The organism is Streptomyces sp. UNOC14_S4, assembly GCF_020740835.1.
GTDB lineage: Bacteria > Actinomycetota > Actinomycetes > Streptomycetales > Streptomycetaceae > Streptomyces.
This window is the reverse complement of record NZ_JAINFC010000247.1, coordinates 1-10849: the sequence shown is the minus strand read 5'-3', so window position 1 is coordinate 10849 and position 10849 is coordinate 1. Positions and strand designations below refer to the sequence as shown.

Below are 10849 nucleotides of genomic sequence, written 5' to 3'. Positions count from 1 at the left end.
CGGCGGCCCCGGCGCGGCCGCGGACCTGGCCCACTGGCGTACCGCGCTCGGCGGTGACCTGCCCGTCCTCGCCCTGCCCGCCGACCGGCCCCGGCCCGCCCTGATGACCTCCAACGGCCGCGCCGTCTTCCACACGCTCGACGCGGGTCTCTCCGCCCGGCTGCGCGAGCTGAGCCGCGGCCGTCGTGCCACGCTGTTCATGACCCTGCTCGCCGGGTACGCCGCGATGCTCCACCGGGTCACCGGCCAGGACGACCTCGTCATCGGCACGCCCATGTCGAACCGGCCACAGGACGCGGGCGACCTGCTCGGCTTCTTCGTCAACACCCTCGCCCTGCGCCTCGACGTGTCCGGCGACCCGGACTTCGGCACCCTGCTCGACCGGGTGCGGGCCGTGGCCCTGGACGCGTACGACCACGCAGACGTGCCCTTCGAGGCCGTCGTCCGCGAGCTCGCGCCGCCGCGCGCCACCGACCGCACGCCCGTCTTCCAGACGCTCGCCGAGTTCGAGCGGGGCGAGCCCTTCCGCTTCGACCTGCCCGGCGTGCGGGCCACCCCGCTGGACGCGGGCCCCGACAAGGCCCTCACCGACCTCGCCGTCTACTTCACGGATCAGCCGGAGGGCATCCGCTGCCACCTGGAGTACAACACCGACCTCTTCGACGCGGAGACCGTCGACGGCTTCTTCGCCACCTTCCGCGCCCTGCTCGAAGCGGCCGTCGAGACCCCCGCGACCCCGCTGTCCCGGCTCGCCGCGGCTGCCATGGCCGCCGCGCCCGGCGCACCCGTACCGGCGTCCTGGGAGCGCGGCCCGGACCGTCCCGTGCACGGCACGACCGTCCACGGACTCGTCGCCCAGCGGGCCGCCGAGGGGCCCGACCGCACCGCCGTGGTCTGCGGCGACACCGTACTGACGTACCGTCAGCTCGATGAGCGCGCCGACCGGCTGGCCGCCGCGCTCCTGGAGCGCACCGGGCCCGCGGGCCCCGACGGAACCGTCGCCCTGTGGCTGCCCCGCACCCCCGACCTCGTCGTCGCCATGCTCGCCGTGCTCAAGAGCGGACACGCCTACCTGCCGCTCGACCCCGCGCTCGGCCGGGCCCGCGCCGAGGCCGTCATCGCCGAGTGCGGGGCCAGGGCCGTCATCGGCACCCCGGAGAGCACCGCCGCCCTGCGCCTGCCGTCCGGCGTGGCCGTCGTGACCCCCGGCGACACCCCGTCGGGCACCGTCGACACGTCCCGGGCCGCCGTCGGCCGCGACTCCCTCTGCTACGTCGTCCACACCTCCGGCAGCACCGGCACCCCCAAGGGCGTCGCCGTGTCCCACCACGCCGTCCTCGACCTCTGCCAGTGGCACCACCGGCGCTTCGGGTTCACCCCGGCCGACCGGGCCGCCGCCGTGTGCGGCCTGGGCTTCGACGCCTCGGTCATGGAGTTCTGGCCCGCGCTGACCGCGGGTGCCTCGGTCGCCGTCGCGGACGACGACGCCGTACGCAAGGACCCCCTCGCCCTCGCCCGGTGGTACCGGACGCGGAACGTCACCTTCACCGTCCTGCCCACGGCCCTCGGCGAGACCGTGCTGGAACTCCCGGCGGAGGAACAGCCGCCGCTGCGCCACCTGCTGCTCGGCGGCGACGCCCTGCGCACCCGCCCGCGCCCCGGCGTGCCGTACGAGACGGTCAACGTGTACGGGCCCACCGAGACCACCGTGCTGTGCACGACCGAGACGGTCACCCCGGACGGCCACGGCGAGATCACCATCGGCCGCCCCGTCGACAACGTCCGCCTGCGGGTGCTCGACGCGGCGGGGCAGCCGGTCCCGGTCGGCACGGTGGGGGAGTTGCACGTCGGCGGCCCCGGCGTGGCCCGCGGCTACCTCGGCAGGCCCGAGGCCACGGACGAGCGCTTCCGCACCGACCCCGTCGCGGGCCGCGTCTACCGCACCGGCGACCTCGTGCGCTGGACCGAGGACGGGCGCCTGGAGTTCCGCGGCCGCACCGACGACCAGGTGAAGATCCGCGGCTACCGGGTCGAACCCGAGGAGCCCGCCCGCGCGCTCGCCGCCCTCGACGGCGTACGGGAAGCGGCCGTGCTCGCCCGCCGCGACGCCCGGGGCGAGGCGTACCTCGCGGCCTTCGCCGTGCCGGCCGACCCGGTCGGCGGGACGTCGGCGTACGGGAGTAGTGATACCGCGGCCGACCGGCAGGCCTTCGCCGACCTCATGGCCGACGAACTCGCCGCCCGGCTGCCGGAATACCTCGTACCGCGCGCCTGGGCCGTCCTCGGCTCCCTGCCGTACACGGCGAACGGCAAGCTGGACCGCGCGGCGCTCCCGGCCACCGACCTGGTGACGGGCGCGGGCGGCGGCCGGGCCTCTGACGCGGGTGATGCGGGTGATAGGGGCCCGGCATCCGACACCGAACGGCGGCTGCGCGAGCTCTGGGCGGATCAGCTCGGCCGGCTCGTCACCGACCCGGGGCAACTCCGCCCCGATACCTCGTTCTTCGACCTCGGCGGGCACTCCATCGCCGCGATCAGGCTGCTCAACCGGGTCCGTGCGGAGTTCGCCACCGACTACCCGATGGCCCGCTTCTACCAGGAGCCGACGCTGCGGGCCATGATCGCGGTGCTGGGCGGTTCCCCGGACGACGAGGTGGAGGAGCGGGCACCGGTCACCGTCCAGCAGGACCGCTTCCTCACCGCCCACGCGCAGCACGCCCTGCCCCAGGTCTTCAACGTGGCCCTGCGCGTCACCCTCACCGGAGCCCTCGACGTACCGGCGCTCCGCACCGCGCTGACCCGCCTTGTCGCCCGGCACGCGGGCCTGCGAACCCGCTTCGCCGGGGACGACGGCGAGCGGGTGCAGGAAGTGCTCCGGCCCGCGCCCGTGGAGCTGCCCGTCGAGGACCTCACCGCGTACGCGCCGGAAGCACGCGCCGCCGAAGCGGAGCGGATCAGCGCTCTGGCCGCGAACACGTGCTTCGACCCGGCCGTCGGCGTCGCACCGCTCTTCCGGCTGCTGCGCACCGGCGAGGCGGCCTGGGAGCTGCTGTGGGTCCTTCACCACTCCGTGTGCGACGGCTGGGCGGTGAGCCTCCTGCTGAAGGAGTTCGCGGCCCTCTACACCGCCGCCGTGACGGGCGCGCCCGACGGCCTGCCCGCCGAGCCCCCGCGGCCCACGGAGTACGCCCGCTGGCAGCGGGACCGCGCCCGGGAGACGGACACCGCCACCAGGGCCGGCTACTGGCTGCGCGAGCTCGACGGCGCCCCGCTCGCCCACGGCCTGCCGCTCGACCGGCCGCGCCCCGAGACCCTCAGCGGCCGGGGGCGCGTCGTCACCTTCACCGTCCCGGCGGAGGTACGGGCGGACACCGACCGGCTGGCCGCCCGGCGCGGCACGACGCCCTTCGCCGTCACGGCGGCCGTCGCCGCCCTGCTGTTCGCCAGGGAGGCCGGGCGCGACGAGGTGGTCCTCAACGTGCCGTACGCCAACCGCGAGCGCCACGAGCACGAACAGCTCGTCGCGTGCACGGCGCAGGCGTTCCCGCTGCGGGTCCGTACCGGCGGTGCCCTCACCGCCGTCGTGGACGCCGTCGCGCAGGCCGCGGCCCGCGCCGTCGACCACCTCCTGCCCTACCCGGAGATCGTGTCCGCGGCGCGCGAGCGGCAGGGCGTCGACCTGCCGCCGCGGCTGGCGCTCGGCTTCGTCTACCAGAACTCCCTGGAGACGGACATCACCCTGCCCGGCGTCACGGCGGCCGTGACCGACCTCGCGCCGAACGGCTCCCGGACGGAGGTCAGCTTCGGACTCGTGCCCGCCGGGGACGCGTTCACCGGCTTCGTCGAGTACACCGAGGACCTGTGGGAGCGCGCGACCGTCGAGCGCTGGGGGCGCGACTACGCGGAGCTGCTGGCGGAGGAGGTGCGGAAGGCGCTACGCGACTGACGGCGAGGGGGCTCGGTGGTAGGGGGAAGATCACAGCCTGCCGCCGCTCCCGCGCCCGGCTCCGCGGATTACGGTGAGCGGGTGCCGAAGAACCGGAACACGTTCTCGTTCGACGCCCCCGTGGCCCTCCGGGCCTGGGGGCGCCGTGCCGTGTCGCGCGCCGTCCACCACGGCTGGCGCTGGATCCAGCAGGCGGGCTCGGTGACCGCCGAACGCCCCGGCCCCTACCGCTTCGCCAGGATCGGCACGGGCACCCGCCTCGCCTTCCCCCTCGGCACGGTCTTCGGCGAGCAGTGCATCGAGCTGGGCGACTACTGCATCATCGGCGAACAGGTCACCCTCACCGTCGGCATGATGCCCGGCCTCGACCTGGGCCCCGAGCCCGTGCTGAGTCTGGGCAACGGCGTGGTCCTCGGCCGCGGCAGCCACGTGGTCGCCTCCCGGAAGGTGACCTTCGGCGACGACGTGTTCTGCGGCCCGTACGTCTACGTCACCAGCGACAACCACTCCTACGACGACCCCGACCAGCCCATAGGCCGCCAGTGGCCGCGCAGCGCCCCCGTCACGATCGGCTCCGGCAGCTGGCTCGGCACCGGCGCGGTGATCCTGCCGGGCGCGCGCCTGGGCCGCAACGTCGTCGTCGCGGCGGGCTCGGTCGTCCGCGGCGAGGTCCCCGACCACGCCGTCGTCGCGGGAGCCCCGGCGAGGATCGTCCGCCACTGGGACGCGGAGGAGGGCTGGGTACCGCCGTTGCGCACCCCGACTCCGGTACCGGTGCCGGAGGGGGTCACGCCGGAGCAGCTGCTGGCGCTGGAGCCGTAGCGGCCGGGCGGCGTCGATCGGTGTCGTTCACGGTCCCGTCGCTGTCCAGCGCGATCAGCCCGAGGTGCCCCTACGGTGTCACGATGCGTTCCCCTGGCCGTGTCTGTGCAAGCCGAGGCGCGGCCCCAATCTGCGCCAGCGGCGTGCTTCAGCTCCTTTTACGGATCTTCCTCATGAGGGTGTCGGGGCCAGTGACGGCAGACACGAATGAGGCGAACGCGCCACGGGTCACGACGACGGGGGTTCGCGAGAGATCTTTTGAGTCTCCGATCGGCATGATCCCTGGATATTGTTCTGCGATCACGACACAGCCTCCGCCGTTGCCGCTGTGTGTGCTCTTGCGCCAGTTGACTATGGTCAGGTCGAGATGTTTGGTGCGCACGGATACGACTCCTCAACAACCTTATGAATGAGCGTCCTTGACTCCTCGTGCCCGAGTGCCAAGCCGCGCATGTGATCATAGAGGCGCATGAGTTCTTCCACGTCGGCACGCTGTAGATGAAATCTGCCCTGCATGCCGAGTGGCCGCCAAGCGATCGGGTGTTTGCGCGGCCGGTCCCAGATTGCGACGAATCCGGCGTCGACGGTGAAATCGTTGCCTTCGGAAGGGAAGACACGGAGGTTCACGTTTGCTGCTCGTGATCGCTCCACGAGGTGGAGGAGCTGAGCACGCATCATGTCCGGCCCGCCGATCACTCTGTGCAAGGCAGCCTCGTGCAGTACGACGTGCAGAGTGGGCGCCGAAGACTGGTGCAAGATGTCGCGCAGCTCGGCGCGATAGGCCACCTTTTCGTTCAGGTCTCCGCCCAGGAGCGGCATCGCGGCGGCGAGCTGTTTGTTGGCGAACTCGGCTGTCTCCAGCATCGTCGGCATGGTGATGCCGCAGATCTGCCAGATGTTCTCGGCCTTCTGCTGGCCGTGCAGGTATCTCCGGAACGTTGCCGAGTCGGGGTTGTCGTCGAGTTCGTCACGCAGCTTGTAGATGGCTCCGCAGGCTCCCAACGCCTTGTCGATGCGGTGCATGACGTCGCGACGGGGGACGCGGCGGGTGCCCCGCTCGATGTGCGCGATCGACGTGTGGTCCAGCTGGACCGCCTTGCCCAGCTCTGCCTGGGTCCACCCCTTCGCGAGCCGGTACTTCTTGACAGCTGCTCCGAGCTCGACCAAGTGCTTCTGGTGCAGGTCAAATGGCCCTGGGCCAGACATGGTTGCATCCCTCGCTTGCCTCTGTCCGAATGTGCAAGTCCTGATCGAGGTTGAGCATAGGGGTGAGAGCGGACGCTGGTCAGCGGAACCGGAGGTGGAGCCCAGGCGGCTGACGCTCTGTTCGATTCCTGCTGTCGTGATGCCCTCTGTATGACTTCGCACACGCCGCTCAGCGGGAGTCTTCCGGCCAACTTGGGCATCGACGGTTTCGCCTGACACGCCGATGCCCACAAGGCGCCCCGTCGGGCCCTGGCCTGGCCCAAGCCCGGCCCCATCCGAACGCCGGAGTCACCCTGGATGACCTCACGACGGTACGCGCGCAGGAGTACACGAAGGTGTTTGACGAACTCCTCCCTGCCACTGACCGGCTCGACATGCTGCGGCAGCCACGCGGCCTGCACCCGCCGTGAGGGCGGTTACTCCGGAGCAGCCTCGATGCCGACCTCTGCCCATTACGCTGACTGCATGATCGAGGCAGTGGTTTTCGACGTGGGCGAGACCCTGATCAAGGACGACCGGGGCTGGGGATCCTGGGCCGACTGGCTCGGTGTTCCGAGGCATACGCTTTCCGCGCTCATCGGCGCCGTCGTCGCTCAAGGCAGGAACGACGCCGACGCGTTGCGCCTCGTCCGCCCCGGCATCGACATCGGAGCCGAGAGCCGCGCCCGCGAGGCGGCGGGGTGCGGCGAGCAACTCGACGAGACCGACCTCTACCCCGACGTCCGCCCGGTGCTCCAGGCGCTGCGCGCCGCAGGCCTGCGTGTCGTCATCGCCGGCAACCAGACCGCCCGCGCCGGTGAACTGCTGCGCGCTCTGGCGCTGCCCGCCGATGCCGTCGCCACTTCCGGGGAATGGGGAGTGGCCAAGCCGAATGCCGAATTCTTCACCCGCGTCATCGAACTTGCCCAGGCGGCCCCTGAACGGACCGTCTACGTAGGCGATCGCCCTTCCAACGACTGCACCCCCGCGGCCGCCGCCGGGCTGCGCACGGCCCACTTGCGGCGCGGCCCCCTCGGCCATCTGTGGGCCGACAGCCGCGAGGCAGCCGCGGCCGACTGGCGCATCGACTCGCTGCTGGAGCTCCCCGGTCTTCTGATCCGGTAACGGCCCGGCATGGAGTCCTCTCCAACGTCCCGACGGTCGCCGCTATTCCTCGCCTTCGCCGGTATCACCGCAGCCCTCATCGGCTGCCGTGAGGTCGTCAACTGAAACAACGGCAAACATCAACATCTGTATAATGAACAGGTGTTAGCCACGTGCGCTCCAGCGGCCACTCGCATGGGCCCCATCGGAACGTCGGTCACCCCGATCTCTGACCGCCGATGATCGACCTGCGACAGGCCCACGACGCCGCCCGCGCGATCGCGGCAGCGGCCCTGGGGCACGACCCCGGTTCCATGGCCATCGCCGAGAGCAGTTCCCATCACGTCTACGTAGGTCCGGACGTCGTCGTGAAGATCATTGATGCCGTCGGCCACTCGCGGCTGAACCGGGAGATCGCGCTCGCGCCCCACCTGCCCAACGGCCTCACAGCCCCTCTGCTCAGCAGCGGGCACCACCGGCTGGGGAGATTCGACGTTCGCTACGCCTGCTACTCCCGCGTGCCGGGAATGTCTCCCGGCATAGGTATGCAGGGCGTGGACGGTGTGACCGCGCGTTCGTTGGCGGAGGAGGCCGTCCAGCAACTCGACCGACTGCACCACTGGACGCCTCCTGGCAACGCCGATCGGACATTGAAAGAGCCCCTCGACCACGGCGGGTTCACCGGCCGGGCCGCACTCGTTGCCGAGGTCGAAGAACTCGTCGCTCTGGACCAGGACGGAAGCGTTCCTCGCCATCTGCTCGACGGCCTGGCAGCGATTGCGGAGCACGCGCCACTGCATGCACGGGCGGTTGTCCCGGTGCACGCGGACTGTCACTGGGGCAACTGGCTCGCGTGTGATGGGCATGTGACGGCTCTGCTGGATTTCGAATGGGCCCGCTATGGCGACCCTGTGGACGACTGGTTCTTCCTGGCCCGGTTCAGCGGTCCACACATGGAGACCGTTCTCGACACCATTGCCCGTGCGACGGCGACCTCTGAGGAAGCACTCCGAGCAGCATGCGAGGTTTGCGAGGCGTCCTACCTCGTCTCCGACCTCCGTGTCGCGTTTCAGCAGCCCGACACCTTTTCGCGGCTGGCCGCGGACAGGCTCCGCGGACTCGAGGAGCTCATCGTCGGACGCCACTGGTGGCGCCATGCCCGGTGAGCGCCCCTGACGCCTCAGATGCCGATGAGCCGGACGCGGCCGCCGCACAGCCGGGCCATGTCATCGACGTCGGACGTCAGCACGGCCACCGGCCCCGGCTGGCGCAGTGCCGTCTCGGCGACGGTCGCGTCGATCGCGTACTTGTGGCCGTGCAGGCCCGCGGCCTTGAGTAGTTCCGCGGACGCCTTCGCCGTACTCCCGGTGACCGGTTCGATCTTGACGCGGGAGAGTGCCCACTGCAGCCGGGGCATGTTCACCCGTGCGTGGCTGACTTCCACGATGGTGTTGGCACAGATGGCGAAATCGGCGCCCATGGTGTGGAACACCTGGAACATCGTGAGGACCTTGCGGTCCTGGGCGAGCCATGCGGAGAGCCCCTGGGAGTCCAGGACGACGGTCTCGACGTGTTCGATCACGCCGCGCTCGCCGGCCCGTCGGCCTCTGCCTCCGCCGCTGCCGTGCCGAAGATCCTGGCTCGGGCTTCGTCCAGTTCCTCCTCGGTGAACTCCCCGTGCTCCTCCTGGTGGCGCAGCAGGTCGGCGCCGAGCAACTGGTGGCGGAGCTGGCGTGCCACCGCCTCGGCGACGTATCCGGAGACGTTGTCGGTGAGCTTTCTCAGCTCGGCGACCTGGTCGGTGGGCAGTGTCACGGTGATGCGTGTCGTATCCGCCATGCCCCGAGCATACTGCGGTATGCGCGCCCGCACCCGCCGCCGGTGGCCTCCGCCCCCGACCCCCGCCGTGCGGTGCCGTACAGTAGAGCCCGTTCGGTTCTTGACCACCTGGAGCTGCGCCGGCACCCGCTGGCGGAGGTCCGCGACGTGGCTGACGATGCCGACGGTGCGGTCGCGTTCGCGGAGGGAGTCGAGGACGTCCATGACCTCGTCCAGGGTCTGCTCGTCGAGGCTGCCGAAGCCCTCGTCGATGAAGAGTGTGTCGAGCGGGACGCCGCCCGCCTCCTCCGTGACCACGTCGGCGAGGCCGAGGGCGAGGGCCAGGGAGGCGAAGAAGGTCTCGCCGCCGGAGAGGGTCGCCGTGTCGCGTTCGCGGCCCGTCCAGGCGTCGATCACGTGCAGGCCCAGGCCCGAACGGCGGGTGCCGGAGCGGGCGTCGGAGTGGACGAGTGTGTAGCGCCCGGCCGACATCCGGCGCAGGCGGACGCTCGCGGCGGCCGCCACCTGCTCCAGCCGGGCCGCGAGCACGTACGACTCCAGGCGCATCTTCCGCTCGTTGTGCGCGGAGGTGCCCGCGACGAGCGTCGCCAGGCCCGCCACCCGGTGGTGCTCCTCGCGCAGCGGGGCGAGGCGGCGCACGTCGGCCGCCGCCTGTGCGGACAGCCGGTCGAGGTCGCCGCAGCGGGTACGGGCCGCCGACTCCGTCGCGGCGGCCTCGCGCAGCCGCCGGGTCGCGGCGGCCAGCAGCTCGTCCGCGGCGGCCGGGTCGGCGGCGGGCCGCGCGGCGGCGGACGTCAGCTGCGGGTCGGCCAGCTCGGCGGCCGTGGCGGCCTCCTCGCGCTGCCAGGCGTCCAGGCGCTGCCGCAGAGCGCGCTGCCCGTCCTCGGACAGCACGGCACCGGTGACCTCCGCGGGGCCGGCGAAACCGGCGCGGGCGGTCGCCGCGTCCAGCCGCGCCGTCGCCTTCTCCAGCTCGTCCGCCGCGGCCGCCGCGGACCGCGCGGTCCCGGCGGCGTCGCCGACCAGGCCCAGGCGGCGCTCCAGCAGCGCGGCGTGCGCGGCGACGCTCTCCTCTCCGCCGCGGGCCTGTGCCAGCTCCCGCTCCAGGGCGCGGAGTTCGCCGTCGAGGTGCTCCCTGCGGGCCGTACGGGCGGTGATGCGCAGCTCCGCCGCCTGCTGCCCGGCGCGCCGGAGCTCGTGCTCCCGCTCGGCGCGGTCCAGCGCCTCCCGGGCCGCGTGGACGTCGGCGCCCGCCGCACGGGCCTCGGCGAAGGACCGCCGGACCTCCTCGGCCGCCGCGGCCAGCTCGGCCGCGCTCGCCTCGCCCGCCTCGGCCCGCGCGTGGGCCAGGGCGTCCCGCAGCGCCTGGAGCTCCCGTTCGGCGCGCTCGCGGCCGGTGTCGGCACGCCGGGAGTCCTCCAGGGCCCGCTCCTCGTCGGCGCGGTCGACATGGCCCGCGGTGGCGCGCGCGGGGTCGGGGTGCTCGGTGGAGCCGCACACCTTGCACGCCTCACCCGGGCCCAGCCCGGCCGCGAGCTCGGCCGCGATGCCCAGCAGACGGCGCTCCCGCAGGTCGAGCCAGTGCTCGCGCGCGGCGGCGGCGCGCTCCCGGGCCCCGCGCAGCCGCTCCTCGGCCTGGTCGGCCTGGCCGGCGAGCCGGTCGCGTTCCCGGGCGGCCTCCAGCCGGCGCAGGGCCGGGGCCACTTCGCCCTCCAGCCGGGCGGCGCGGGTGGCCGCCTCCTGCGCGCTGTCCACGCGTCGCTGGTGGCGCGCGTGCAGGAGCTCCCAGCCCGCGAGCCACTCGGCGGCCTCGGCACGGGTGTCCTCGTCGGAGCGGGCCTCGCGCTCCAGCCCCGCGAGCTCGGCCGTGATCCCGGCGGCGCGCTGCTCGGCGCGGCGGGCGGCGGACAGCGCGCCGCGCTGCTCGCGGAGCAGCGCGTCGAGGGCGGCGTG

The 10849-nt window shown here is 72.7% G+C and carries 8 protein-coding genes; 4 read left to right on the top strand and 4 right to left on the bottom strand.

The annotated features are described in order from the left end of the window. Positions 1–3946: non-ribosomal peptide synthetase (locus tag K6I34_RS21655; protein ID WP_229327988.1), on the top strand; the 3946-nt coding region annotated here is incomplete at its 5' end. 81 nt (positions 3947–4027) lie between these two features. Beyond that, complete coding sequence (locus K6I34_RS21650; protein ID WP_229327987.1) at positions 4028–4768, top strand: DapH/DapD/GlmU-related protein; 741 nt, start codon at positions 4028–4030, stop codon at positions 4766–4768. Positions 4769–4916: 148 nt separating this feature from the next. On the opposite strand, the gene K6I34_RS21645 is transcribed toward K6I34_RS21650, so the two are convergent. Both K6I34_RS21645 and K6I34_RS21640 read right to left on the bottom strand, forming a co-directional pair. After that, on the bottom strand, positions 4917–5150 hold the full coding sequence (locus K6I34_RS21645; RefSeq protein ID WP_229327986.1) for a DUF397 domain-containing protein: 234 nt from the start codon (positions 5148–5150) through the stop codon (positions 4917–4919). Then, complete coding sequence (locus K6I34_RS21640) at positions 5126–5935, bottom strand: helix-turn-helix transcriptional regulator (protein WP_229327985.1); 810 nt, start codon at positions 5933–5935, stop codon at positions 5126–5128. Before K6I34_RS21640 ends, K6I34_RS21645 begins: the two co-directional genes overlap by 25 nt. A 504-nt stretch (positions 5936–6439) precedes the next feature. Here K6I34_RS21640 and K6I34_RS21635 point away from each other — a divergent pair. Both K6I34_RS21635 and K6I34_RS21630 read left to right on the top strand, forming a co-directional pair. Further along, positions 6440–7078, top strand: coding sequence for an HAD family hydrolase (locus K6I34_RS21635; RefSeq protein WP_229327984.1), 639 nt, complete (start codon positions 6440–6442; stop codon positions 7076–7078). Between the two features lie 218 nt (positions 7079–7296). Further along, positions 7297–8223 (top strand): phosphotransferase family protein, encoded by a 927-nt coding sequence (locus K6I34_RS21630; protein WP_229327983.1) that lies wholly within the window; start codon positions 7297–7299, stop codon positions 8221–8223. Between the two features lie 14 nt (positions 8224–8237). Here the strand turns inward: K6I34_RS21630 and K6I34_RS21625 are convergent, their stop codons facing one another. Further along, entirely contained in the window at positions 8238–8639 is a 402-nt protein-coding gene (locus K6I34_RS21625) for a DNA-binding protein (RefSeq protein WP_229327982.1), read from the bottom strand. Further along, positions 8636–10849: SbcC/MukB-like Walker B domain-containing protein (locus K6I34_RS21620; protein WP_275127121.1), on the bottom strand; the 2214-nt coding region annotated here is incomplete at its 5' end. The genes K6I34_RS21620 and K6I34_RS21625, both read right to left, overlap by 4 nt.

Coding starts and splice junctions, on each gene's coding strand:
- K6I34_RS21635 (WP_229327984.1), top strand. CDS start 6,440: ATGATCGAGGCAGTGGTTTTCGACGTGGGCGAGACCCTGATCAAGGAC.
- K6I34_RS21630 (WP_229327983.1), top strand. CDS start 7,297: ATGATCGACCTGCGACAGGCCCACGACGCCGCCCGCGCGATCGCGGCA.